23 protein-coding genes and 1 pseudogene are annotated in these 24,718 nt (G+C 50.0%); 20 read left to right on the top strand and 4 right to left on the bottom strand.

Going from position 1 to position 24,718, the window contains the following annotated elements:
- Positions 1-130: 130 nt before the first annotated feature.
- Both SH451x_RS24610 and SH451x_RS24605 read left to right on the top strand, forming a co-directional pair.
- On the top strand, positions 131-2,332 hold the full coding sequence (locus SH451x_RS24610; RefSeq protein WP_479359937.1) for a M3 family metallopeptidase: 2,202 nt from the start codon (positions 131-133) through the stop codon (positions 2,330-2,332).
- Positions 2,333-2,507: 175 nt separating this feature from the next.
- Positions 2,508-3,452: a DUF3500 domain-containing protein gene (locus tag SH451x_RS24605; protein WP_479359936.1), complete on the top strand. Its 945-nt coding sequence runs from the start codon at positions 2,508-2,510 to the stop codon at positions 3,450-3,452.
- A gap of 18 nt (positions 3,453-3,470) precedes the next feature.
- Here the strand turns inward: SH451x_RS24605 and SH451x_RS24600 are convergent, their stop codons facing one another.
- Complete coding sequence (locus tag SH451x_RS24600) at positions 3,471-3,980, bottom strand: hypothetical protein (RefSeq protein WP_479359935.1); 510 nt, start codon at positions 3,978-3,980, stop codon at positions 3,471-3,473.
- A 265-nt stretch (positions 3,981-4,245) separates the two neighbouring features.
- On the opposite strand from SH451x_RS24600, the gene SH451x_RS24595 reads away from it, so the two are divergent.
- The 14 genes and pseudogenes from SH451x_RS24595 to SH451x_RS24530 all read left to right on the top strand — a co-directional run bounded on the left by SH451x_RS24595 (position 4,246) and on the right by SH451x_RS24530 (position 16,063).
- On the top strand, positions 4,246-4,629 hold the full coding sequence (locus SH451x_RS24595; RefSeq protein ID WP_479359933.1) for a response regulator: 384 nt from the start codon (positions 4,246-4,248) through the stop codon (positions 4,627-4,629).
- A 50-nt stretch (positions 4,630-4,679) separates the two neighbouring features.
- Entirely contained in the window at positions 4,680-6,365 is a 1,686-nt protein-coding gene (locus SH451x_RS24590) for a GspE/PulE family protein (RefSeq protein ID WP_479359932.1), read from the top strand.
- 3 nt (positions 6,366-6,368) lie between these two features.
- Entirely contained in the window at positions 6,369-7,568 is a 1,200-nt protein-coding gene (locus SH451x_RS24585; RefSeq protein WP_479359931.1) for a type II secretion system F family protein, read from the top strand.
- A 1-nt stretch (position 7,569) separates the two neighbouring features.
- A complete protein-coding gene (locus SH451x_RS24580; RefSeq protein WP_479359929.1) occupies positions 7,570-7,887 on the top strand; it encodes a prepilin-type N-terminal cleavage/methylation domain-containing protein in 318 nt (105 codons plus the stop codon).
- A gap of 160 nt (positions 7,888-8,047) precedes the next feature.
- Complete coding sequence (locus SH451x_RS24575) at positions 8,048-8,848, top strand: IS5 family transposase (RefSeq protein WP_479357354.1); 801 nt, start codon at positions 8,048-8,050, stop codon at positions 8,846-8,848.
- A gap of 306 nt (positions 8,849-9,154) precedes the next feature.
- Positions 9,155-9,484: a prepilin-type N-terminal cleavage/methylation domain-containing protein gene (locus SH451x_RS24570; RefSeq protein WP_479359928.1), complete on the top strand. Its 330-nt coding sequence runs from the start codon at positions 9,155-9,157 to the stop codon at positions 9,482-9,484.
- 100 nt (positions 9,485-9,584) lie between these two features.
- Positions 9,585-9,659: pseudogene (locus tag SH451x_RS24565) on the top strand (prepilin-type N-terminal cleavage/methylation domain-containing protein); the annotation flags it as partial.
- 105 nt (positions 9,660-9,764) lie between these two features.
- Positions 9,765-10,040, top strand: a complete 276-nt coding sequence (locus SH451x_RS24560; RefSeq protein WP_479362942.1) for a hypothetical protein — start codon at positions 9,765-9,767, stop codon at positions 10,038-10,040.
- A complete protein-coding gene (locus SH451x_RS24555; protein WP_479359927.1) occupies positions 10,027-10,455 on the top strand; it encodes a hypothetical protein in 429 nt (142 codons plus the stop codon). Before SH451x_RS24560 ends, SH451x_RS24555 begins: the two co-directional genes overlap by 14 nt.
- A gap of 12 nt (positions 10,456-10,467) precedes the next feature.
- Complete coding sequence (locus SH451x_RS24550) at positions 10,468-10,974, top strand: hypothetical protein (protein ID WP_479359926.1); 507 nt, start codon at positions 10,468-10,470, stop codon at positions 10,972-10,974.
- A gap of 191 nt (positions 10,975-11,165) precedes the next feature.
- Positions 11,166-11,558, top strand: coding sequence for a hypothetical protein (locus SH451x_RS24545; RefSeq protein WP_479359925.1), 393 nt, complete (start codon positions 11,166-11,168; stop codon positions 11,556-11,558).
- Positions 11,559-11,660: 102 nt separating this feature from the next.
- A complete protein-coding gene (locus SH451x_RS24540; protein ID WP_479359924.1) occupies positions 11,661-13,199 on the top strand; it encodes a PilN domain-containing protein in 1,539 nt (512 codons plus the stop codon).
- A 39-nt stretch (positions 13,200-13,238) separates the two neighbouring features.
- Entirely contained in the window at positions 13,239-13,883 is a 645-nt protein-coding gene (locus SH451x_RS24535) for a hypothetical protein (RefSeq protein ID WP_479359923.1), read from the top strand.
- Positions 13,884-13,963: 80 nt separating this feature from the next.
- Positions 13,964-16,063, top strand: a complete 2,100-nt coding sequence (locus SH451x_RS24530) for a type II secretion system protein GspD (RefSeq protein WP_479359922.1) — start codon at positions 13,964-13,966, stop codon at positions 16,061-16,063.
- A gap of 30 nt (positions 16,064-16,093) precedes the next feature.
- Here SH451x_RS24530 and SH451x_RS24525 read toward each other — a convergent pair whose 3' ends face one another.
- From SH451x_RS24525 to SH451x_RS24515, 3 genes are all read right to left on the bottom strand, one after another.
- On the bottom strand, positions 16,094-16,636 hold the full coding sequence (locus SH451x_RS24525) for a hypothetical protein (RefSeq protein ID WP_479359921.1): 543 nt from the start codon (positions 16,634-16,636) through the stop codon (positions 16,094-16,096).
- A 162-nt stretch (positions 16,637-16,798) separates the two neighbouring features.
- Entirely contained in the window at positions 16,799-18,232 is a 1,434-nt protein-coding gene (locus SH451x_RS24520; RefSeq protein ID WP_479359920.1) for an oxidoreductase, read from the bottom strand.
- Between the two features lie 96 nt (positions 18,233-18,328).
- Complete coding sequence (locus tag SH451x_RS24515) at positions 18,329-19,693, bottom strand: Gfo/Idh/MocA family protein (protein ID WP_479359919.1); 1,365 nt, start codon at positions 19,691-19,693, stop codon at positions 18,329-18,331.
- Between the two features lie 341 nt (positions 19,694-20,034).
- Here SH451x_RS24515 and glmS point away from each other — a divergent pair, with 341 nt between their 5' ends.
- The 4 genes from glmS to SH451x_RS24495 all read left to right on the top strand — a co-directional run bounded on the left by glmS (position 20,035) and on the right by SH451x_RS24495 (position 24,178).
- Positions 20,035-21,942, top strand: a complete 1,908-nt coding sequence (gene glmS / locus SH451x_RS24510; protein ID WP_479359918.1) for a glutamine--fructose-6-phosphate transaminase (isomerizing) — start codon at positions 20,035-20,037, stop codon at positions 21,940-21,942.
- A gap of 42 nt (positions 21,943-21,984) precedes the next feature.
- Positions 21,985-22,212, top strand: coding sequence for a hypothetical protein (locus tag SH451x_RS24505; RefSeq protein WP_479359917.1), 228 nt, complete (start codon positions 21,985-21,987; stop codon positions 22,210-22,212).
- 43 nt (positions 22,213-22,255) lie between these two features.
- Positions 22,256-23,086, top strand: coding sequence for a hypothetical protein (locus SH451x_RS24500; protein WP_479359916.1), 831 nt, complete (start codon positions 22,256-22,258; stop codon positions 23,084-23,086).
- A 231-nt stretch (positions 23,087-23,317) separates the two neighbouring features.
- Positions 23,318-24,178 (top strand): sulfotransferase family protein, encoded by an 861-nt coding sequence (locus SH451x_RS24495; RefSeq protein WP_479359915.1) that lies wholly within the window; start codon positions 23,318-23,320, stop codon positions 24,176-24,178.
- Positions 24,179-24,718 lie beyond the last annotated feature (540 nt).

Here is a 24,718-nt window from a genome sequence, read left to right as displayed (position 1 = left end):
GAGGCTGAGGATTTGCGGTATCTTTCGTAGAATCCACACAGCCACGGTTCGTGGTGCTATCTGCTGCCACGCTTGAAACAGGTTGGAACACCCTAAAATTTGCTTTCTCGTTCTCCAAGGAAGATTTTCAATGTCCTATACCCCCCGTACAACATTTCTGTTTGGACGACGCAGATTTGTGCCGCTATGTTCACGACAGGCCGCCAGCTTGCTCTTCATCGCTATCAATTTCCTTCCAGTTTCCATAAGTATGTCGCAAGAATCCAACACCATTGATGCCGTTCCTTTGTCAAAGTCTGCCATGCTGACGGAGTGGGAGGGAAGCTTTGGCGGAGTGCCGCCATGGGACGCAGTGACAATCTCAGATTTTCGACGAGATTTCGAGGCAGCGATCGGCATGGCAACAGCCGAAGTCGACACGATAGCGGACTCCGATTCAGAGCCAACGTTCGAGAACACAGTCGTGGCGCTTGAAAAGGTTGCACGTCCGTTATCACGTTTAATGACTCTCTTTGATGTCCATTCATCGAACCTCAACGTCGGAGAGATTCCCGATATCGAACGTGATATCTCGCCGAAATTAGCGGCCTATGAAGATAGTATCAATCAGAACGAGAAACTGTTTGCGCGAATTGCGGCTATCTACGAAGGTGAACAGCTTCAATCACTGGGAGAGGCTGAAAAACGTTTGGTCACCGACTACTACAAGCGTTTCGTTCGAAATGGCGCAAGGCTAAGTGCCGACGATAAGGCAAAATTGTCCGCTATCAATCAACGACTTGCGACCTTGTTTACGGAGTTTAGCCAGAACGTACTTGCAGACGAAGAGAAGTATGTCACCTGGGTTGAAAAGTCATCTGATCTGGAAGGCTTGCCAGAGGACGTTCGTGCTGCAATGGCTGCAGCAGCTCGCGAGCGAGGAAAGAATGATCAATGGGCAATTACAAATACCCGTTCTTCAATGGATCCCTTCCTAACATACGCAAAGAACAGAGACTTGCGGGAGAAAGTCTGGCGCACTTACTATAGTCGTGGAGACAACGGTGACGCTCACGATAACAATAAAATCATCTCGGAAATACTGAAGCTGCGAGCACAACGAGCAAAGCTGCTTGGCTACGAGACGCACGCGCATTGGCGCCTTGAGCCGCAAATGGCCAAGGAGCCCGAGGCGGCCTTAGCGCTACTGATGTCCGTCTGGCCAAAGGCCGTTGCACGAGTTGAGCAAGAGGTAGCTGACATGCAAAAGATCGCTGATGCCGAGAACGCTGGCATCACGATTGAACCTTGGGACTATCGCTACTATGCCGAGAAAGTCCGTAAGGCCAAATACGATTTGGATTTCAACGAAGTCAAGCCGTACATGCAATTAGAAAAGCTTCGCGAAGCAATGATGTGGGCGGCCGGCGAACTCTACGGCTTTCAATTCGAAGAAATCAAAAATGTGCCTGTGTTTCATCCTGATGTGCGAGTGTGGGAAGTCAAAGGGCGCGACGGCGGGACGGTTGGACTGTGGTATTTAGATCCCTATGCGCGAGTCGGAAAACGCTCGGGCGCATGGATGAACGCCTATCGCAGTCAAGAGAACATCAATACACCGGTGTTACCAATTGTATCTAACAATTCGAATTTCGTGCCCGGCGAAAAGGGCCAGCCCGTCTTGATTTCTTGGGACGATGCAACAACGCTGTTTCATGAGTTCGGCCACGCGTTGCATGGATTGAACTCCAAAGTCAAATATCCATCACAGGCTGGTACAAGCGTCGCAAGAGATTACGTTGAATTCCCTTCTCAGCTAAATGAGCATTGGCTGACAACACCCGAAGTGCTGAATCAGTTTGCAGTTCATTTTGAAACGGGCGCGCCACTGCCGCAGCAATTGTTTGACAAAATCTTGAAAGCAGAGACCTTCAATCAAGGGTTCTCAACCGTTGAGTATTTGGCAAGCGCTTTGATCGATATGAAATTGCACTTGGCGGGGGACGTCGATATCGACCCTGATAAATTCGAAGGCGAGACGCTCAAAGAACTGGGCATGCCTGATCAAATTGTTATGCGACATCGCACCCCTCATTTCTCACATATCTTTTCGAGCGATAGCTATTCAGCGGGTTACTATAGCTATCTTTGGTCCGATGCGCTTACCGCAGATGCAGCGGAAGCATTTGAGCAGGCCGGCAGTTTCTATGACTCCGAAACAGCGAAAAAGTTACACGATCACGTGATGAGCGTCGGAGATACGATCGATCCTGCAGAAGGTTATAGACGCTTCCGTGGGCGCGACGTAGACACATCGGCACTGTTGCGAAAACGCGGTTTCCCCGTCGATTAGGGGAAGACGATTTTAAAGTTCGCCGACATGCTCGCAGCGCCGCGTCAGCCAAAATAGCTTATAATGGACAATCACTTCTGGGTCGGTTTTGCGATTCACGCAGGCCGACACTGTGAAACTCCTGCCTTTACTCGTGGCTAATGTCACGAGTTCTTACAACCCTACGAGGCTTATTATGAGCGATGTACGACTTTCCGCGTCTCGGCGACAATTTCTTGTAACCTCTGCAGCCTCGCTGGCATTCGCAACTACCGCAGCACGCTTTGGTCATGCTGCCTCTTCCATATCAAGTACTGCAGAAACAATTATCAGCGAGTTTTACCAAGGACTTTCCGAACAACAAAAAAGTGCCATCTGCTTTGACATTGCAAATCCGGCGGTGAAGAAAGCACACGCTAACTGGCACATATCCGATCCGTTGATAGGTAGTGACTTTTATAACAAGTCGCAACAGGCCGCAATCGAAAAGATTGTTCGCAGTGTAACCAGCGAAGAGGGGTTTGATCGGATCACCAAACAGATGGAGTATGACGACGGTGGTCTTAACGCTTACAGCGTAGGGATTTTTGGGACTCCTGGGAGCGAGCAGTTCCAATGGGTTCTGACTGGAAGACACCTCACTTTGCGTGCCGATGGAAACACGACTAAGGGCAGTGCTTTTGGCGGGCCAATGGTGTACGGACATGGTGAAGAGTCCTCCGCATCGGACAACTTGTTCTATTTCCAGACCAAGAAGGTCAACGAAGTTTTTGCTGCGTTGGACAGCGACCAGCGTAAAATTGCACTACTCGAGAGCATTCCTGCTGAATCAGAGGTGACGCCAACAACTGATGCGAAAGATGCTCAAGGCCTACTGGTAAGCGCCATGAGCAGCGACCAGAAAACGTTGGTGCAGGACGTTCTTAAAACGATCCTCTCCCCATACAGGCAAGAAGATGGAGAGGAGGCGCTTGCAATTATCAATGAAGTAGGTGGTGTAGACCAACTTCGATTCGCGTTCTATCGCGACGAAGATTTAGAAGGTGACCAAGTATGGGACATGTGGCGGATTGAGGGCCCACGAACCGTGATTCACTTCCGCGGCGCCCCCCACGTCCATGCCTTTATCCATATCGGTTAGCAACCGCTGTGCAAAGGCTTATTGCGATGGCAGCGAACCGCCATGCCGTTCATCAAAAATCGACGCAGTCCATGTGAGCTCGTCGATCGAAAGGCGAACACGAGGCACTTTAATTTCGACGACTTCCACTTTCTTTAGTGACTCACCTTCGGCAAGGGTTTCGACTTGCCCGTCAACTGAGAGCATTACACGCGGTTTGTCTGTTTCGATGAACCCCAGTATTTTTACTGCGTGTGCGCCGGTGCGCTCTTCCGATCCGGCTTCTTTATTGAAGCGTTCGTCCCATTCAAAGGGGTCGGTCCGGTTGGGGCTAGGAAGCAGCATTTCTGGCTTTGTATCGTCTGCCAATTCGATTTCATCAAAGGGCAACTTCTTGTTAACCATCAAGCCCTGTGTCGACATCTGAGTCGAGCGAATGCTCGCCATTGCCTCCTGCAAATCTCCCGAACTCCCGCACCCAGTCAACATGCATATGATGCCGGCGAGCGATACTGTGCTGAGCCGTCTTGTTTTAGCAATTTTCATCATTGGAAGCGTGTCGATGGAGAACGTGCACGAGTAACTTTCCGAGCGACCGCGCGTTAAGCCCTGGTCTTAAATAGATCGCAATTGGCGACTTGTCAAATTCCAGTACGTCGAATGTGGATATTCGCTCGGCACAATCGTTGTATCCTGCACTGTTTGCGGAAATAGGCGCCTTTCTCTAGGCGAACTTTACAGCACGCATCGATTCCTTGTCATAGACTTCTCGGTCATTTGTATTGTGCCGAATTGTCCTGAGAAAGGTCGAACGATGAAGGTCCTACTAGCAATCGCAGAAGAAGTGCTCGCAGAGCTAATTGCCTTCCGCCTAGAGCTATTGAGTTACACCGTTGAGACCTGTGGTTCGAAGGCCAAGATGATGAGCTTTTTGGAAACAGGCGGATTTTCGACGCTTTTGCTAGATACGTCGCTACCTGATGCGAACATCCGCGACAGCATCGTTGCAGTTCGGCAAAAGTACCCAAGAGATGTGCTGAGCATCCTTTGCGTCTCGCTCGATCCATCGCTTGAAATGGTCGAACAAGCCTACCGCTTGGGTGCAAACGATTACATTTTGGCTCCCTTTGACCTGAATACGTTGCAAACAAAAGTCGATCGACTCTGTAGTACCGAAGACGTTGCTGTCACGGTATGACCCACGGTGCTTCCAATTCAACTGAAATTTCATAGCTAAACCGCAATATTATGGCGCTACGACTAGGTGATATTCTCGTTGCTGAAGGCATGTTGACCGACAGCCAAATGGACTTGGCGGTTCGCACTCGCGATAGAAATGTCATTCTCGGAGATCACTTGGTTAACGAGGGGTTTATTACCCTTGCACAACTCAACCGAGCACTTGAGCTGCAGTTTGATGTCGGTTTTGCGGACGTTGATGCTTCAAACATCAATTCTCAAGTCTTACGTTTGATTCCTGAAGTATTCGCGCGAAACCGAAAAGTCGTCGCATTTGCCGTGCAAAAGCGAGAGCTACATCTGGCAATGCTCGCCCCTGACGACATTGAAACAATCGCGGAAGTTGAACTGATGACGGGCTACCACGTCCGCCCTTTTATCGCACATGAAAAAAATATTGTAACCGCGTTGGAACGCGGTTATGACGATCGCGGTGTTGCTCGGCAGACAATCGTCGATATGAAACTGGACGAACTAGAGCGACTAGGAATTGAAGAGATCGAACAAGAAGTTGAAGTAGTCGAAGAACAAATGGATACGCCTGTAGTAAGGCTTGTCCAAGCGATACTCAACGGTGCCGTCGATGCCGCGGCTAGCGATATCCATCTGGAGCCTCACCAGCCTGAGATGCGTGTTCGCTATCGTGTAGACGGTGAATTGCAGAAGGTTATGACGATTCCCATGCACATCGAGCAAGCGGTCGTTTCTCGCATCAAAGTAATGGCGGATATGAATACAACCGAAACGCGGAAAGCTCAGGACGGGCATCTCACGGTTGTCGAGCACGAAAAGAAGGTCAACTACCGGGTCAGCAGCATTCCAACAGTGAGCGGTGAGAAGCTTGTGCTGCGACTATTGGATGAAGGTAGCAAAACGTTCAGCTTGGAAAAACTTGGCATCGAAGCACATGACTTGGCTCTTCTGCGACAAATCGCCGAAAAACCGCACGGCATGTTTATTGTCACAGGACCGACGGGATCGGGAAAAAGTACGACACTCTACGCCTTGCTATCCGAACTAAATAAGGTTGAACGAAATATCGTGACAGTCGAAGATCCGGTCGAGTATCGACTCACTGGCATCAACCAAGTTCAAAGCAACAATGAGCACGGTATGGGTTTCGCTAACGCGCTGAAATACATCATGCGTCAAGACCCCGACGTGATCATGATCGGTGAAATTCGAGATCAAGAAACGGCTCATTTGGCAACGCAAGCCGCGTTGACTGGGCACTTGATGATTAGTTCGTTGCATACCAATGACGCAACGAGTGCAGTTGTTCGTTTAGGGGACTTGGGCATAGACAATTTTAAGATCGCCGGAGCTCTTATTGGCAGTATAGCACAGCGTCTTGTGCGGAAAGTATGTGAAGATTGCCGCGAAGAAATTGTGCCTAACGAAGAGATACTGAGAAGGCTGGGGCCAAGCGGAGAAGCTTGCCTAGGCAAAACGTTTTACCATGGACGAGGATGCCGGCGTTGCCTTAACAGTGGATACTCCGGCCGAACTCCAATCTTTGAAATCATGATGATCAACCAAACGTTGATGTCGGCGATTGAAGCGCATGCTCCTATATCGGAACTGCGTGAACTTGCAAAGCAAAACGGTTTACGAGAACTCAAGCAAGCTGGTTTAGATCTCGCACTTCGCGGTATCACCACCGTTGAAGAAGTTTACTATAAGACAGTCGGATAATCGATGAGCAGCGCATCAACTAAGACAGTCAATCGAAACTTATTCGCAAAAATGTTTCAGACTGCGAATGCAGTTTCGACTACACATACGGGGACTCGAGCAAGAGCGACGGCGAAGGCCAGCAAGATTTCCAGTTCTGCTTGGACTCCTGCCAAGGTCAAGATGCGCAAACGCGACCTCGCAGGCCTGTTAAGCATGCTGCGCATGTTGCTGGAAAATGGACTTTCGCTTCAACGCGCTTTGGACGGACTTGCAGCTGACCGAGGTTGTCGAAAACACCGTCCAATGTTGATGTACATTCGAGGTCGCGTCGCAAGTGGAGAATCGTTATCAAAATCTCTGGCGACTTTTCCTAAAGTCTTCAATGCATCGCTGATTCAACATATTGCACTTGCTGAAGCGTCTGGAACGCTGATCGAAAGCCTGCAGCGAATTGTCGCGCACATCGAAGAGTCAATCGAACTACGACGCAAGCTATTTCAAAAGCTTAGCTACCCGCTATTAGTTGTACTAGCCGGCTCAGGACTGGTCACCTTCATGTTAACGACGGTCGTTCCGCAGTTCGAGAAGATATATAGTGAGTCGCAGGTTTCGTTGCCTTGGGTAACTTCCTTTGTAACTGCCTTTAGTCGGTTTGCGACCAGTTATCTTTGGCTTGCACCAGTAATAGCAGTGGCGCTTTTCTCAATTTATCGAATCATTCGTGCTAATGAAAATCTATCGGTTCAATTTGATGGCTGGCTGTTAAAACTGCCTTTCGTCGGAAAGTTTCTTACAGATTTGTCAGCGATTGAGTATTTGAGATCTGCCCTCGTCTTGAGTGAGGCGGGTTTCGTGCCGCTCGATGCAATTACCCAAGCAGCCAAAAGCGTGCCCAATCGCCAAGCTCGGAAAATTCTCACTCAAGTGGCGATGGAAGTTGGCCAAGGTAAGAAAATTAGCGTAGCCTTACAAAAGGCTGAGCATCTTTTCCCGAACGCGGTTATGCAGTTAATAACCGTGGGAGAACAGAGCGGGGGAGTAACTCAAGCGTGTCACGGTTCCTGTGAGATTGTAAAAAAGCAATTAGAAAATCGCCTTAACGCCGCTCTTGGAATGTTAGAGCCAATTTTAACAGTAGGCCTCGCCATGTGCGTCGGCTGGATCGTTCTGGCAATATATATGCCTATGTTTCATATGTTTGACGTATTGGATATTCAGTAACATGCGTCCATTGTGTGGAAGAAAAGCGTTTAGTTTAATCGAAGTAGTTCTCGCTACGATCGTCCTGGCGATCATAGGGGGGATCGCAGCCAAATACGCAGTTCAGCCGCGCCAGAAAGTCGGAGCTAACGCCTGTGAATTGCAACGTGTCGAACTGCAGCTACAGGCAGAACTATACCGACGCACGCATGGCAGGCCCGTTTCAGGCCTGATGACAGAATTGAGCACCTCGGGCAGATCAATTCCATCCTGTCCTGTCGATGGGCGTTCCTACCAGTTCAATGCCACGACTGGCAAAGTTATTCCTCACTCGCACTGAGGAACTTCCGCGTTATAGCGAAGGCTGGGTCGCAAATCCATCGGCTCACACTGCATGGCGAGCTACGCTACGTCCGAATTGAATAAGAGGCTAACAAAAAACTTGCCTAACGTTCGTTTGGCACAGGGTTTGCGCCAGCCATGAATTCAAGGAGAATATCATGGCTAAGAATATTATACCGGACGATTTACTGAGATTCATTTTAGCTGAACTGCCGCCGTTGCCAGAATCTACCAGTGATGGTGGTCGACGACCGATCGAGCATGAGGTGGTAGTGCGGGTAATTTGGCATGTGCTGACGACCGGCTGCCGCTGGGCAGATGTCCCGTTGGAGATGGGATGTTGCGGTGAGACCGCTCGATCGCGTTTGCGCCTTTGGCAGTCCACGGGAATTTGGGAGCGTATCCATAAGAAGATTCTCAATAAGCTCAATGCAGCGAAGCGGTTGCACCATGAAGTAGCGATTATCGATTCGACTCTGACGCGAGCTTTTGGAGGCGGGGCCAAGAGTGGTCCCAATCCGACCGACCGTGCAAAACCGGGGACTAAGCACACTTTGATGGTGGACGCTAACGGAGTTCCTCTCGCAGTTCGAGTGGTCGGTGCTAATGTGCCTGACGTGAAAGAACTCGTCAAAACTGTCGTCGAATTTCCGCAGATTGGTGGTCGAAGGGGACGCCCACTAACGCATCCCAAGCAAGTCATCGCCGATGCAGGATACGACGACAACTCGGGACGGAAGCTTCTTGAATGGATCGGTATTGAACCCAAGATTCGACGGCGTCGAGAGCAACATGGCAGCCATCTAGGCAAATTACGATGGGTCGTGGAAAGAACCATTTCGTGGTTTAAAGGAATAAGACGACTTCGCTTTCGCTATGATCGAGATGCTACCATGATTGATGCTTGGGCAAAACTCGCCGCTGCCGTCATTACTTTTCGCATCTTTGATAATCTATAAATCCTTTTTTCAAACTCCAGTTTTTTGTTAGCCTCTAAAGAAGAATCGATCGCAACAGGAGCATTGCCAGCCTAGAGCGGTAAAGTTGCGAGCAGCAATAATCTTGTGTGACGATCACTCTCCGGCTCCAAAAACTGAGGGAAGTGCTCCGGATCCATTCTGTATTAAATATGGATAAGGCGAGATGTCAAAAATATTTATTAAAAAAAGGGACATCCACAATAATTGCAACCTAAGTTTAATTATCTCAGCGAGAGCACAACGCTTTCACCGACATATTTAAATTTGTTCATTAAAGGAGCAGCCATGAAGTCACGACGTATCCGCCGTGGATTTTCCCTAATTGAAGTTATCGCAGCGGTCGTCATCCTCGCCGTCGTTGCGACTGCAACTGTTGCGACCATTGTTCCGATGCGTGCAAAATCGCAGACGAAGATTGATCAGCAAAACATCGCACGATTGAACGGTATTGTGCAAGCGTATTACATGGAAACAGGAGCTTATCCTGACCGAGCCATGACTCGTTTGTTCACTGCCGGACTGACTTCAGCCCGCACCACTCCGACACCGTACGGAAGCTACTACCAATGGGATAACACCAATTTGACGGTGATCAACCCAGTAGCACCTAGATAACGCTTACGCGCTATTTAAAACTAAAGAATGGAGGGCGTGATTTGTAGTGAATCCGCCTTTTGTTCGTTTAAAGGCAGAACTAGTGAGTTACAGGTCAAAGATGCATAACAATAGGAATGGTGTGACTTTAGTCGAACTACTGGCCGTTGTTGTCGTCCTTGGAATAGTAGCACTAGCGGCGACGGGCGGTTTCGGCAATTCTAGGGCCCTTGCTTCAGTCAAAGCCTCCACTGAGGGAAACAACCTCTGTGTTGCATTGCGGACGGCAAGGACGCTCGCCATGTCATCTAGCACAAATGCAAGAGTTCGCTTTCTCGGACCTAACCATGACTTTAGCGGGTATGCAATCGAAAGGTGGAACGGCGTTGCGTATGAAACTTTAGCGACCCACACGCTCGATGCTCAGTTGATTCACGACGCCACGCGGGCAGATGTGGTTTTCAGTGCCACGGGCGATGCGCTTTCTAGTTTCGAGCTAAACGTTGTTCGGGATAAGCCACTTCGAAAAATTTCCGTTACTATGGCTGGAGGTATCATTCGTGATGTCAAACTCTAAGATGCGAAAACGTCGCTCTCGCTATGGTACATCGTTGCTAGAAGTTATTGGTGCGCTGGTTTGTTCGACCATTGTCCTAGTTCCGACTGCGGTCGCACTTTCGGATGCAAATCAGTGGACTGGACGGATCGAAGCAAAGCATCAATTGCGGCTGTGCTGTGAAAGTCTACTCGAAGCAAATGATCAGGACCTGTTGCAGAATTTTCGTTCCAATACCTTCTCAGGCAATTTTGGAACAAGGGGATACCCCGAACTTAAATATACCTTGCATGCTACCGATCGCGATGCTAGTGGAATTCCCAATCGACTGATGACAAGCTATATCGATGCCTATCATGATGTTAATGGGAATTCAGTACGCGATGCTGGGGAACCTATGTACCAATCGTTTTCTCAAATCGCTCGTCGAAAATAGAGGTGCATTATCATGACCACAGAAAGTCTTGCTAGGTTGCATAGAAGCCGACGCTATTTGAAGCGGCGAGGAATGTCGTTGGTCGAAGTTATTGTGAGCGTGGGGCTGATGACGATGTTGCTCGTCCCCATGGTGTCAATGATGAAGGCCAGTCACTCGGTTTGGTCGCACTTTAATACCCAACACCGCTCTGGAAGTGATCGTGCAAGCGTAGTTCGCTACATGACACGTACGCTCGGAAACGCAACAGAGATACTCAACCAGTCGGCGACGACAGTCCGTTTTCGAAATACGTCGGGAGTAGTCGAGACGATTCGTCAGTCTGGTTCTCAAATCATCCACGAACGCTTTGGCCGATCTGATGTGATAGCTGAAAACATTGGCGCAATTCGTTTTGACCGCCTTCAAAGTTTTTCGCAGCCGTTCGAAGGTACATTGTTGCGCGTTCAAGTTATAAGCGGGACAGACGCCTCCAACGCGAGTCGATCGGGTGAAGTGTGGATACGCAAGCCGATTTAGGACGGAGAAACCATTAGCAATTCTTATTGAGTTGCGGCTGTTGGCTCTATAGCGATTGTGCCGACCAGCGTGAACATTCAGCCAGTCTTTCGGGCAATTGAAGATCTGTAGGGTGCTGAGCGTGAGTTAGAGTTGCTCGCCGGCCTTTCTGGGTAACTAGAGATGCGTTAGGTCGAACTATAGGTCGTTTTATGCGTAAGAAAAAACCGTCTGGATTTGCACTTCTGATATGCCTCGTAGTCGCTGCAGTTTGCAGCGTTCTAGTGATCGGAATCTTTCAGACGCTTCAAACAGAGAACATAGAGTCTGCAGCAGTGGACAATGAAGCTGCGGCCGATCGATTGGCCCGGGCTTGCAACGAACGAGCGGTAGCATTACTGCTTCAGGACCCAAGCCTACGAGGAGCCTTACCGCCAATCGAGTTGCCAATCGGTAGTGGTAATTCAGCAATTGCAAATATAAATGAGAATGGCGGACTTATCACGATTTCCAGCTCCGCCAACGTAAAGCAACTCACAAGGACGCATCAATACTCTTTTCAGATTTCTGAATTGAACCAGCGACGATCGGCGATGTCGCCCTAGGTCACCTCCAAAAGGTTAGCTGACCTACCGCGCCGAAAACACTTCTGGTCAATTCGGCTCTGAGTGAGATCGTGCGTTGAGTTCGAAAGTAGTTTAACGGATATGATTACTAAGAAAAACCAAAAAACCGTCGCGCTGTGGTTAGACGAATACGAGCTCCATTTGTTCGTGGGTAAGGAAGATGAATTCGACCAAGGAAGTCGATTGAAGAGCGTTGTGTGGAACGCTGAACGGCTTCCAATGACTTCAGCGGACGCGCAGAAGAAACTAGTCGACGCGCTAACCGAAGTCATGCGACATAGCGGTCAGCACCGAACTCCAGTGCGTTTGTGTCTGGGCGATAGCATGTGCGTGACACGTGTCAGCACTGGCGATTCGCACCGTGTACAGCGCGAAGTCGATGATATCCAAAACCGAAGCCAGCTCTATCTTTCGTTAGGCTTAGGTGACAAGCTTACGGGACAAGTGCGATTGTCGGATCCTAGCGGAAGCGAATACGCATTGACGTCAATTGTCAGCCAACGCGTGATTCAGCAGATCTACAGTGCGTGCCGCGCAGCTTCTATTCGCCTAGCATCGGTAGAGCCAGTCACGCTTTCGGTCACGCGCGCGATTGGCAAGCTGGGGCTTGATGCCAAGCAACCTGTTCTACAAATTTTCACCGATGACAATCGTTGCGACCTTGCGATTTCGTGCCAAGGTCGCTTGATGTTAAGCTACCGAGTCGGTGGTTGGAAGAATATAGAAGACGCAGCAGGCCTCGTTGCCTCGCATATGGCGAGGCTCAAGCGTTTCTGCGAACGGTATCGAGTCGTCGACAATGCCAAGCTGGAAAATGTTCTGCTGTTTGGATCGGACGAAAGCGTTCAGGTTTTTCACGACAAGCTCATCGTGCACGATCCAGACTTCAAGACCGTCGCCAATGCCAAGGACGTAATTCGTCAATCGCAAACAACGCCGTGTGATGGAGATGTGTCCGCCATAGTCCAGCTTGCAATGATGGGCGCATTTGCCCAACAAGAGCATGATCCAGATGTTATCCCCGTTCCCGACCTACTGCAACGGCTGGAAGCATTGCAGCCGCGTTCGCCGTTCCATCGATATGTCAGCGCGTTCTGGCCCGCTGCGGCTGCTCTCGTGACAATAGTCGCGCTGTGGTCGTTCAGTTGGGTACAAGAACGACGTCTCAGCGAGATGCGAATCTTCCTTCAGGACTTGACCGAACAAGTAAGGGAAGCCGAAACACAACTAGCTGGAGAAGAGCAAAAGCAAGAATGGCTTCGTCGGATGCAGGCTGTCGACCGTACTATACAACGCAACGATTGGCGTGCGCTTGTTTCCTCAACCGCGAGATGCCTGCCAGAGAACGCGAAACTGGAAAATATCACGATTAGTAGTGCTACCAAGCTTAGCCTCAAGGGTACCATGGCTGACGAAGATCGATCCTACGAAATGATATCATCGCTAAAAACCTTGCCTCTGATTTCAAACGTTTCTGTTGAGTCGATCAGCTCGATGGACAGTCGCGGCGTTGACCAAATGCAGTTTGACGTGCGGTGCGAAATCAAAAACAACTCGAGTCGCAAGACTCATCTCGTTCGCAAGCTCGGAAAAGTAGATGGGGGAGAGAATGCAAAATAATCTTGGCTCTCTTAGCACGAACTGGAATGGAGTGGCAGAATGAGTAAGTTAAGCCGTCATCAATACTATGATCCTGTCCGGCTGATTGGAAAAATCGTTAATTTCTCCGCATTCGGATTATTGGTAATATTTTCTATGTGGGTGGCCGATGATGTTTACGAAGCTTATGCCGAAAGCAATCGCTATCAGAGTTTGCTAGCAGAAAGCGCGGTACAGCAAGATTTGCTCGACGATTATCAGCGAGTTGCCAACGAGATTTCCAAACCTATCGAAGATTTCCAGAAGAGGACGATCACCAAGGATAAGTTGTCACAAGTTCAAGATCGACTTGTTTTGCTAGCGAAGCAATGCAATTGCAACTTGAAAAAGTCGGCGCCGAAGGGGCACTATGCACGACCCCTTGGTGAAGATGGCTTGAATGAAGACACTTCGGTTAGAACTACAACCAGTATCGAGGAAGCACCCTTCGTGCTGCATCAGGAATCGCTGTTGGTGAGTATCGAGGGAAGTTTGGAAAATCTTCTAGGCTTTATGGAGAAGGTTGATGGTGAAAATTGGTTGTGTTCCATCAATGAGGGGTCGTTGTTCCGTCGTGCTGGCGAAGCCAACCGATTGACTATGGAGTTTGAAGTTCAGTTTCACGAAGTTGTTACTGGTAAACCGGAAGAGCAAATTGAAATATAAGCGATACAGCTGAACTAACGTAGATGTTCGTTCCCGTGTCCCCATAACAAACTCACTTTGAGGAAGTTGGCTTACTTTTCATGGATGAAAAGCAAGAGTACCGTTCTACAAACAGCAAGATCGCCATCTGCAAAACTCTTTTGATTTTTGCGGTGGCTATATGCCTGATTGTCGCCAGCACCAGTTGCTCTTTTGGTCAGCCACTTCCGAAGGCTGCCAACGTTGAGCTAAAAAGTGCTGATGACTTACGCAACATCAATACTGTTCTCCAGCAACGTGGAAGCGTAGTGTTTCGCGATACGCCGCTTCATGAAGTGCTTTATTCACTTGGCGAGCAGTGGAAAATCAACATCGTAGCAGGAGCCGACGTAACGGGCCTAGCAAGTGGTGTGTTCCGAGATGCAACTCTGCAGGAAATTCTCAACGCTATCTTGACGGTCAACGGCTATGGGTATCGTCAAAATGGCGGTTCGCTGGTGGTTCTGCCTCAAGCCGCCATTGGTCCGAATAACCCTAATTTTCGAGCCGAAACCCTCCTGCTCCCCGAAGAAATTCCTGTCGAATCCATGGGAGAAATCGTCGACGCGTTGGGTGTTTTTTCCAGTCCAATGGGCGGGAAGATCCAGCCGATTCCTTCGAGCAACAGAATTGTTGTATACGATAGCCCAGATCAAATCGCTGCGATGCAAAAGATGCTGGCAACATTGCTAGGAAGCAATTCGAATCCTGCGCAAGCCAACAGCGTTGGTATCCCTCTACCGATTCAAGGGGCGCCTGGCTTCAGTCAAGTTATGCCAGCTTCCAGTGAGATCATCAAAATTCGCCCTCAGTTTGTATCGGTCAACGATGTAGCAAAAGCAGTCGAGCTTGCAATCGGCAGCACGGGTACATTTACAACTATTGAGAATGAGCAGCTCATACTCGTGTCTGGCAGCCCAGAAGTGGTCGCACGAGCAAGCTTTGCGGCCCAGCAAGTGGATGTTGCTCGAACACAGGTTCGTATAACTTCTTTTATCTACGATGTTTCATTGGGCGAACTTGAACGGCTTGGTTTCGATTGGTCTAGTCAGTCCATGAGCCAGGCAGTCGACAGTAATGGGATACCAAGAAACAACATTCGCATGGACGGGGGATTGTTGACACGCAATCCACCGGCCATTCCCGTGCAACCGGTCGCAGCAGCCACTTCAGCAGCAGGCGCAGCAGCAGGAGCTGCCGCAGGTGCAGGTGCTGCAGGTGCCACAGCGGCAGGGCCGACCGGCGGACAGTGGTTTTTTAGAACGCTCTCGTCAAACTGGGAGCTAAGTACGGTGCTTCAAGCACTTGACGAAACGAAAGGCGCAAAGCTTCTCGCTGATCCCCACGTTACGGTTATCGATCGCGAAACAGCTACCATTGATATTGTCACGAAAATACCGATACAACAGCTGACGCAAACTCAGCAAGGCGGGGCAATCGGTACAACTGCATTCGAAGAAGCTGGTATTAAGCTAAACGTGACGCCGCGTATTTCGAACGACGGGACTGTTGAGATGGTCGTTGAGCCAGAGTTTAGTACCTTAACGGGTTTTAATAACGGCAATCCAGTGATCGATGCGCGTCGAGCACGCACGACCGTGCGAGTTGCAAATCAGCACACCTTGGTGTTAGGTGGGCTTCGGCAAAAAACAGCGGTCGAAACCGTCAACGGTATACCGGGCTTGATGAACTGGAAATTCGTGGGCCGGTTATTCCGCACTCATAACACAGAGATTCGTGAATCGGAGCTGATAGTTTTCATTCAACCCGAGATTATCGATTTTTGTGCAACTGGATTACCTCGAGAAGAAATCGCCGTGTCCGAAGGCCGACGACAACTCAGTCGGATTGCACTTGCGTGCGCAGGGGCGCATGTTCCAGACTGTAAAGATCCACATTGTCCATACCATCATCCGCGTCCCCGGGTGAATCAGGGGATGCCAGATGAGGGGCTCGTCCGGCCGTTCAGTTTTGCAGACGCATACACTGAGGCTGCGCCTCCTTCGTTCGAAGAAACGACCGTTTTGCCCGCACCACTATCGAATGAGTCTAGCAGTGCACCCGCGATTTCCACCGAAATTCCGAAGCACTACCAGCTAGAACCCTACGAGTCAAACGTTCAGCCTGTCATGGGGCAACCCGTCCCAGCGATCCGCCCTTAACTCAGGTTCGCGTCTGATTGTTAGCAAGGGCTAACGATTCCACCAGTCTTCAAGCTTCGCTCGGTATGTTGGCTTGGGTGGTGGAATGAGCATTGAGCTGAGTAAAGCATAACCAACGACCGCTCCAGCACCAAAAGCAATTGCTGCTGCTTGAAGCGGATTAGATTGGATTGCCGACCGCGTGCCCTGGTAGCCTTGCGAACTGTAATCTACTGCTCCCTGGTATCCGTCGCGCACCAATTGGCCCGTTGAATCCATGCAGTCGCCGACTTTATCGGATACATACTTCGATCCGCCAACAATTCCTTCTTTAGCGGAATGCGCATAGTCCCCAGCAGTACCAGATATTCGAGACAGTAAACCTTCGCTCTCCTGCGCGATCTTGTCGATCTTTTCTTCAATTTCACTCAGCGTCCCACCGGTACGTTGGTGGATGATCGCGACGAGTCTGCGAGAATCACCTTGTACGTCTCGCAATTCGCTGTCACCGATCTCGGGCCAATGGCTGTGGATCTTACGGCGGAGTGATGACCAGTTATCTAGCTCATTCTCGCCAGCTGTTTGTTTATTCATCATAGAATCCTTGAAAAGTTGCTCTAAATCGGACCGCCTCCGAAAGAGACGAGCTCAAGCTGGTCTAAAAACGCTTGGTTAGCTTGATGCAATACAGCTATTTGCAGATTCCGTGCCACTTTTCCGAACTTACTATTCAACACGTTCGATCAGATGAACTGCTTATTTCCTTAACTTCCCAATAAACTCAGCTTCGGGCATCGACTTGTAGAATTCGTCGAGCGGGTAGCAACCGCTGACGAGACCATTGCGTGGGGCTGTGGTGCAATCGCTGAATGTTCGACAGATCGATTTTCGAGCCAACGTATTTCCCGCAAGTGAGTCTTTCGGCAGGCTTGGGTAGGACAACACCATGCGACCGAGGCCGACGGCATCAATCATCCCTTCCTTAACAACCGCGTGCGCTACATTGGGCAGGAAATCTTGCAAATAAGTATAGCCGGTACCGATCATTGGAAGTTCAGGTAGGGCTTTTTTGCACTCGGCAGCGATTTGAATTTGTCGCGCAACGCCGACAAGCGGATCTTCAGGGGGCGAATAGCCATCGCTCGGAGGAAAAATTGCCGGGCGTTGGATATGAGGATTATAGTAAGGCGAGCCGCAAGTCAGGTTTATCGCCACAACGCCAAGGTCATGAAGGCGTTGCAAAAGCCAAAGCGGTTCCGTCAGGTCAACCTCCAGCGGTTGCTTTTCATCGACTCCAAAGCCGTACAGATATGGCAGCTCATGCGCCATCGGTTGACCAACTTCGTCGCTTGCCTCATACGGCGGGCGATCAAAAACGCTCAACCTAACACCTATTTGGATTGCCGGAACCTCTTGCTTAATTGCTTGAATGATACTGCACAGTAGGTGTGATCTACTAGCTAAATCACCTCCATAACGTCCTGGGCGGCTGCGAGCAGATAAAAACTCATGGAGCAGATAACCGTGGCATGCCTTGACGTCGACAAACTGATAGCCAGCTTCCGCCGCAGTCTTAGCTGCAACTACATAGTCTTTAATCAAATCATCCAGTTGGTCGTCGGTCCAGACAATAGATTCGTCGTCCGGTTCGATGCCGAATTTTCTGTCTAGTAACGGATGATGGTAAGCGATTCTAGGCTCAAGGTGCTTGCTATTAGGGCGCGAAAAGCGACCGCTATGTGTAAGTTGTAGACCTACGACCAAGCCATCAGTGGAACCCATGCTCGCTTCGTGGGCTGAAACTAGTTCGTACCGCAATTGCGAGAGTGAAGCAGCGTGGCTCGCAGTCGCCATTGTTTGTCGTGGATTAGCGCGACCGTCCGCTCGGACTGCCGCCGCTTCACCGCCCCAAATTAATTTCGCACCACTCTCGCCAAACCTTTTCCAACGCCGCAAAGTCAAGCGCGAAGCAGTGCCGTCGGGGTTGGCGTCCCAGCCTTCCATGGGATGGATGCACCAACGATTGCCAACTTTGAAAGTCCCCATCTGCCACTCTTGAGCCATGGGGTTGGGGGACGCAGCTAACTGCTCCGCAGAACTAACCGGGATTTGAATTCCCAGTTCCAGGCAACGCTCCCGGAACCTGTCCACGGTCTTAAGCTGAGCAATCTTGGGGTAGTGCTGTGGCATTACAAGTTCTTGTGCAGGAGAGGCGGATCGAATAGGTGCGCACGACCTCTGCGAACAAATCAGAGGTCGTGATTCGTGTTTGACTTCTAGAAGCTATTAGACGGCATCCACCTCAGGATGCACATAAGGCTCTCGGTATGTCCGACGCAATAGTTTGTTCGCTTCTTCGTCGTCTTTAATTTTGCCGGCCTCTTGGTCCCAGGTTAGCGAGCGTCCCAACGCCATCGACATATTAGCCAGGATGCAAGAAGCTGTCGAAATATGCCCTTGCTCGATATCCGCGACCGGTTTGGAGCGATCGTTGATCGCCTTTAAGAAATCGAGCATGTGCCCTCGAATCGCTGGCGCAACGTGTCGCTCTAAATCCTTTTCGGTTTTATCCTCGGGATATTGTTCGAGTTCGTACGTCACGTCTTTGTGAACCGGCGAACCGCCGCCGATCGGAGTGAAGTCATAGCTATTCACACTGAATTTCAACGTGCCTTTGTCGCCGTAGAGCGTTGCGCCCCAAGGGTATTTTGGATCCGGAGCTTCGCCCCAGCTGCGATGTTGCCAGATCACATCAAGCTCTGGGAAAGCGAACGTTGCAGACTGAGTGTCTGAGATGTTGGCGATGGAATCTTTGTCAACGAATATTCCTCCCGCGCTGTTGACCGAAGTGGGCCATCCTAGGTTTAGCATCCAGCGAACCGAATCTAGCATATGAATGCACATGTCCCCGACAATGCCGTTTCCATATTCCATGAAGGCTCGCCAAGACCTTGGGTGTATCGTTTTGTTGAAAGGACGCATCGGTGCTGGGCCTGTCCAGGCGTCAAAGTCTAGGTAGTCGGGAGCAGGCGTGTTCGGTGGGTTACCTTTGGCGCGCATATGATAGTAGCAGTAGACTTCTGCCATAGCGACTTTGCCCAGTTTCCCTTGGTCGACGATTTGCTCTTTGGCTTCGATCAAGTGCGGCGTGCTGCGACGCTGAGTCCCAACTTGTACAACGCGGTCGTACTTCCGAGCCGCAGCCAGCATCGCTTGGCCTTCAACGATGTCAACCGAAATAGGCTTTTGGACGTACACGTCGACGCCGCTCTTTACCGCTTCAATCATCGGTAAAGCGTGCCAATGGTCGGGAGTTCCGATCAAGACAATGTCGAGATCTTTCTCGGCAAGAAGTTTCTTATAGTCCGAATAAAGGCGAGGCTTCTTCTTGGACGCTTGCCGCTCCGAAACGATCTGAGCCGCGCCTTCGAGCATTTGCGAATCGACGTCGCACAAGGAAACGACTTCCACCGGGGCGACTTGAATGAGACGCAACAAGTCAGCCTTGCCGTACCAGCCCGTTCCTATCAGCGCGACACGTTTTGCAGGTTGATCGGCCAAAGCTGCAATCGTTTCTTTGTACTGAGAAGCGATCAGTGCTGCCGCTCCAGTCGTGGCGACAGAATTGCGAATAAAACTTCGACGGTCCATGGTACATTACCTGTTAATTTTGAATTAGTCTCGAATGCTAGTAATAGTCGAACAGAACTGAGTTCTTGCGACTTTGCCTTTGACCGCAAAGAGGTCGACTGCAAAGATTATAACGATTGAACTCGATCGTAGTTGTTGCATGCAGGGCGGATAACATGTCTGCTCAAGAAACTAGAAGACTTTTGAGGCAAAATTCGTCGAACTGCACGGATGGGATGATATTCTTGAGCGACTTCGGACGCTGGACAGATTGTCAGCGGTTGTGCGTTCGGGGAAAAAAAATCGAGCATAGAATCAATCTGCAGCGTTTACCGAGCAGGTGTTTTCCAGAGGAATCATTGATGTGTGGAATTGTAGGTTACGTAGGTCCAAAAGATTCCGTGCCGTTTCTGATCGACGGCCTTCGTCGTCTAGAATATCGAGGTTATGACTCCGCTGGTGTCGTAACAATGAAACAGGGCTCGGGTCTGCAGATCAACCGTTCGGTTGGACGGATCGACAAGCTTGCCGACTTAGTGTTGGCCGCTAAACAGACCGGTTCGATCGGCATCGGCCATACTAGGTGGGCAACGCATGGACCTGCTACTACCGAAAACGCGCATCCTCATATGGGTGGCCGTGGTGCTGTGGCAATCGTGCACAACGGTGTAATTGAAAATTATGAAACTCTGCGGCAGATGCTGGTCGCCAAAGGCTATGTCTTCCAATCGGCGACCGACAGCGAAGTGATCGCACACTTAATTGCGGATGCGCTTCGCAGCAGTGGCAACAGCGCTGACGATGGTCTTGACGCAGCTTCAGAGGATGGCTCCTCGCGATCTAGTGAAGGTCCCAATGCCAAGTACGTGGAAGCGGTTCGCGGCATCCTTCCGTTGCTCCGTGGTACTTACGGCTTAGTGGTGATGTTTCGAGACAAGCCAGACCTTTTAGTCGCCGCCCGTTGCGGTTCCCCTTTGGTGCTTGGGGTTGGACGCGGGGAACAATTTGTTGCTAGCGATACCTCTCCTTTGGTTGGTCACACAGATCGGATTATCTATCTTGCAGACCATCAAATCGCTGTTATCACCGCAGACTCCATACAGGTCCTGCATCGCGACCAGGGACGGATTCGACCCGAAGTTCGCATCCTTGATAGTCAAGACATGAATGTGAGTACCGATGGCTTTCAGCACTACATGTTGAAGGAAATCTACGAACAACCGACATCGATTCGCAATGCGATGCGAGGTCGGCTTGATCGAGATAATGCAACCGCCAAGTTTGGTGGCTTGAATCTAACTCCGATCCAACTACGCACTGTCGATAGGATTATTCTTACTGCATGTGGTACCAGTTGGCATGCGGCACTGGTGGGTGAATACCTGATTGAAACTCTTGCTAGGTTGCCGGTTGAGGTCGAATACGCGAGCGAATTGCGTTATAGGAATCCGCCGATTGATCGCGACACACTCATTTTTGGGATCACACAAAGCGGGGAAACAGCAGATACACTTGCGGCACTTCGCGAGATGAAGCGAAAGGGGCATCATACACTTGCCATTTGCAACGTGATTGGAAGCAGTATTGCGCAGGAGGCCGACGGCGGCATCTACTTGCACGCTGGGCCCGAAATCGGTGTCGCTTCAACCAAAGCTTACAGCAGCCAGCTGACGGTCCTGTCGATGCTTGCGTTATACTTTGGGCGTTTGCGACATCTGAGCTATGAAGCCGGCTTGCGAATCATCGATTCTTTGGAAAACCTTCCCAATCTTGTCGAAGCGGCTTTGACGTGCGATCAGCAGGTTAGAAAAGTTGCTGAAAAGTATAAGGATGCGACGACCTTTCTGTATCTCGGGCGAAACTACAATTTTCCGACGGCTCTGGAAGGTGCTTTAAAACTTAAAGAAATCAGCTATATCCATGCCGAAGGGTATCCATCGGCGGAGATGAAGCACGGGCCGATTGCGCTCGTCGACGAACATACGCCCTGCGTGTTCATTGTTTCACAAAGCATGGTCTATGACAAAGTAATGAGCAACCTGCAGGAAGTAAAAGCTCGCGGTGGTCCTATTATTGCGATTGTTGACAAGGTCGACGACCAACTCGCTGGCCTTGCCGACGATATCATCGAGGTGCCGAGCTGTGAAGATTTCTTGCAGCCAATCGTTTGTTCGATACCACTGCAGCTTCTAGCATATCATATCGCTGTGCTCCGCGGCTGCGATGTTGACAAGCCTCGAAATTTGGCAAAAAGCGTCACCGTAGAATAACGCAGTCGGTTAGTTTCCCTAAACATGTGGTTGGGTGTGTTGATGAATAACGAACAAGGTCTAGCAAAACTCGAGCTTTCCTACAGTGCCCGCAAAGCGCTGTCGGTGCATATTGGCGAAGCGGCCGGAAGCGAGATCGCTGATTTGCTCGTGCGGATGGCAAACCAAATCGAAGAACTCAAACGCACCAAAGTCAGCATAACACCAGTTATACCTCAGCCACGCGCTGATCGCTCGCCGTTGGCGGCACTCGACAACGAAGTGTTTTAGCGTTTAGTGGCAATCACATCTGCAATAGAGAAAGCATGTCGTAATGCTGCTGGAACGTGAGGAATTAGTTGAGCAAGCGTATCTCTATCGGACTCTTCATGAGCGTTTAGGCAAAGATATTTCCTTGCAAGATCTGCTGTTGCAAGCGAAGCACGAACTGTTGGCTACGACCAAACTTCCGATGGCCGTCGATTTCTTGCTGGCTGAACTTAAGCACAGCGGTGTGATGGCCGTCGGCATGCAGCGCTTGCAACATTACTTTACTAGCTTCCAGACATTCCTTGTTCAAGAATCGGAACGCGATCAAGGTCGATTTGATTTTCGCATGGCGTTGCAGGTACTTCAGAAAGAAGCGGAGTATCGTGCAGAAAACCAGGACCCTCAAGGTGCATTCTTCTATCAGTTCGAATCGCTCTGCCGAAATCGATTGCCGTACGACGCCGGGCTAAAGGCGATGTCCCAAGATCCAATTTACAATGCGAATTGGACCGAATGGATACTCGTTGTTCGAAGGCAACTCGGGCTAGTTGATTTAGCAGACTTGATTTACGGACGAAGCGATGATTTTGTGGCGTACCGGCAACGTCGCCTTGGCGCCGACGTTGAAACTGAATTGCCGATTCTGTTTGGCGAGAAGGAAGGCAAGATCGCGTTTGCAAATCGACGCAAGGATCCGCTCTACTTGTTTGCGGCCATGCAGCGACATTTGAATTATCCTGAAGTCCCGCGTCCAACTCGCGGAGTTGACAGCATGGAAGAAATACCGCAGATGAGCCGCAGAATTGAACGATTGGAGCATCGAATCAAGTTGCTGGAAGAGGAAAACCGTAGCGGCATCGACATCACCAAATTTTATGGCGGGAAGGAGCCCTAAGTCCGCCTGTTGTTTTCGGGATTATTGTCGCCTTCATTATCGACGCTTGGTGGCGTCGTTAGCGGACTAGCGTGTTGCAGTCGGCATAATCGGTACATTTGCACTGCGGAAACGCAACGTTGAGTACGATTTGATTTGTCCAAACAATCGGTGCAACTACATTAGTGGAGCTAACGCGAATCTTGCAAGCTCCTCCAGTTTTTTCGTATACGTGCTGCTACCGTGCCTTCGATGAACGACGATTCCACTTATCTTCCAAACTTCATTGGCATTGGGCCAGGCAAGTGCGGCACGAGCTGGCTGTACAAAGCTTGTTCGCAGCATCCGCAAGTGTGTGTCTCTAGTGCAAAAGAGACTCTCTTCTTTGAAGACTACTATCACAAAGGGACTGATTGGTACTCGCGATTTTTCAAGCATTGCAAGAATACGGACGGTGTTCGAGCGATCGGTGAAGTTTCCAATACGTATATTTTTTCTCCAGAAGCGGCCAAGCGAATCGCTCAACATTTACCGAATGTAAAGTTGATCTACAACCTTCGCGATCCGATCGACAGGGCCTTTTCACACTATCTTTTCCTGCGAAGAAATGGTTCGTTGACTTGCTCTTTCGAAGAGGCTGTCCAAGCTCGCCCCGATTTGCTTTCACGAGGCTTGTACGCGCGACACTTGACGCCTTACTTTGAACTTTTTCCCGCCGACCAACTTCTATGTTTGATCTATGATGATCTTAAGTCGGACCCTGAAGCCTATGCAAACACAGTCTTTACTTTCTTGCAAGTCGACCCCAAGTTGTATCAAGGAGTGGCATCAGAACGAGTGCTCGGTTCTTCCGCTCCACGCAGTGTTCTTCTCTCGAAGATCGTCGTCGCTGCTGCAGCGGTAACAAGAAAGCTTGGCTATGCAGACATCGTCAGCAAAGTGAAAGGTACGCGCATCAACAAATTTCTATTTCGCCCCTTTGCCCCTGGTGAGGCTCCGGTGCTGTCACGCGAAACTAGACAGCGACTTCAAGGGCACTTTCTGGATGACCTCAGCCAACTTGAAGGCATGATTGGTCGCGACGTTGCCAAACGCTGGGGATATACACTTTAGCTCTAGGCGAAATCGATCGTAAAGCGCCAGCAAAGCTTCGGAGCAAGTCTAAGGGGCTGTTGTAGTTTAGGCTCTGAAGTCACGTCACCTGTTCGGTTTGAAGCGATAACGTGAAACGAACCTCCTTAAGGGCGTGTCGAAGGGGGCTGACTTAGGTCGCTGAACGATTTTAATCCCAACCAACGCGATCAGGTTTGGGGTGCGCAGCCTCTGCGGAATATCAAAATTCGAGGGAATCTGGGGTTTTTCTCCTATTCGAGAAAGCAGTTTTCGATTAGCCTACCCCACCTGTTGAGCCAACTTAATATTGTGCAAACGTCGGTGGAGCTTTCTCCACGTCGAATTATTGGGCTCGAAAAGCGACAGGTCTTCAATCGATTGGCTTCCGGCAATCGTCCGGAAAGCATCAGCGATCAGGGGTAACGAAGCGGCGTCGCGTTAAACGCAACATATGATGCCGTGGTCTGTAGACAAGTTTGATTGCACACAAAATCAATAGTTTGTCCGCATGCGATGGTTACCAATTATCGAAAGAAGCTA

It is taken from the genome of Njordella aestuarii, from assembly GCF_056494165.1.
This window is presented reverse-complemented; position numbering and strand designations above follow the sequence as displayed.

Bases quoted from the DNA above. Each gene is read 5' to 3' on its own strand.
- SH451x_RS24610 (WP_479359937.1), top strand. From the start codon at position 131: ATGTCCTATACCCCCCGTACAACATTTCTGTTTGGACGACGCAGATTT.
- SH451x_RS24605 (WP_479359936.1), top strand. From the start codon at position 2,508: ATGAGCGATGTACGACTTTCCGCGTCTCGGCGACAATTTCTTGTAACC.
- SH451x_RS24600 (WP_479359935.1), bottom strand. From the start codon at position 3,980: ATGATGAAAATTGCTAAAACAAGACGGCTCAGCACAGTATCGCTCGCC.
- SH451x_RS24595 (WP_479359933.1), top strand. From the start codon at position 4,246: ATGAAGGTCCTACTAGCAATCGCAGAAGAAGTGCTCGCAGAGCTAATT.
- SH451x_RS24590 (WP_479359932.1), top strand. From the start codon at position 4,680: ATGGCGCTACGACTAGGTGATATTCTCGTTGCTGAAGGCATGTTGACC.
- SH451x_RS24585 (WP_479359931.1), top strand. From the start codon at position 6,369: ATGAGCAGCGCATCAACTAAGACAGTCAATCGAAACTTATTCGCAAAA.
- SH451x_RS24580 (WP_479359929.1), top strand. From the start codon at position 7,570: ATGCGTCCATTGTGTGGAAGAAAAGCGTTTAGTTTAATCGAAGTAGTT.
- SH451x_RS24575 (WP_479357354.1), top strand. From the start codon at position 8,048: ATGGCTAAGAATATTATACCGGACGATTTACTGAGATTCATTTTAGCT.
- SH451x_RS24570 (WP_479359928.1), top strand. From the start codon at position 9,155: ATGAAGTCACGACGTATCCGCCGTGGATTTTCCCTAATTGAAGTTATC.
- SH451x_RS24560 (WP_479362942.1), top strand. From the start codon at position 9,765: ATGTCATCTAGCACAAATGCAAGAGTTCGCTTTCTCGGACCTAACCAT.
- SH451x_RS24555 (WP_479359927.1), top strand. From the start codon at position 10,027: ATGTCAAACTCTAAGATGCGAAAACGTCGCTCTCGCTATGGTACATCG.
- SH451x_RS24550 (WP_479359926.1), top strand. From the start codon at position 10,468: ATGACCACAGAAAGTCTTGCTAGGTTGCATAGAAGCCGACGCTATTTG.
- SH451x_RS24545 (WP_479359925.1), top strand. From the start codon at position 11,166: ATGCGTAAGAAAAAACCGTCTGGATTTGCACTTCTGATATGCCTCGTA.
- SH451x_RS24540 (WP_479359924.1), top strand. From the start codon at position 11,661: ATGATTACTAAGAAAAACCAAAAAACCGTCGCGCTGTGGTTAGACGAA.
- SH451x_RS24535 (WP_479359923.1), top strand. From the start codon at position 13,239: ATGAGTAAGTTAAGCCGTCATCAATACTATGATCCTGTCCGGCTGATT.
- SH451x_RS24530 (WP_479359922.1), top strand. From the start codon at position 13,964: ATGGATGAAAAGCAAGAGTACCGTTCTACAAACAGCAAGATCGCCATC.
- SH451x_RS24525 (WP_479359921.1), bottom strand. From the start codon at position 16,636: ATGAATAAACAAACAGCTGGCGAGAATGAGCTAGATAACTGGTCATCA.
- SH451x_RS24520 (WP_479359920.1), bottom strand. From the start codon at position 18,232: ATGCCACAGCACTACCCCAAGATTGCTCAGCTTAAGACCGTGGACAGG.
- SH451x_RS24515 (WP_479359919.1), bottom strand. From the start codon at position 19,693: ATGGACCGTCGAAGTTTTATTCGCAATTCTGTCGCCACGACTGGAGCG.
- glmS (WP_479359918.1), top strand. From the start codon at position 20,035: ATGTGTGGAATTGTAGGTTACGTAGGTCCAAAAGATTCCGTGCCGTTT.
- SH451x_RS24505 (WP_479359917.1), top strand. From the start codon at position 21,985: ATGAATAACGAACAAGGTCTAGCAAAACTCGAGCTTTCCTACAGTGCC.
- SH451x_RS24500 (WP_479359916.1), top strand. From the start codon at position 22,256: ATGCTGCTGGAACGTGAGGAATTAGTTGAGCAAGCGTATCTCTATCGG.
- SH451x_RS24495 (WP_479359915.1), top strand. From the start codon at position 23,318: ATGAACGACGATTCCACTTATCTTCCAAACTTCATTGGCATTGGGCCA.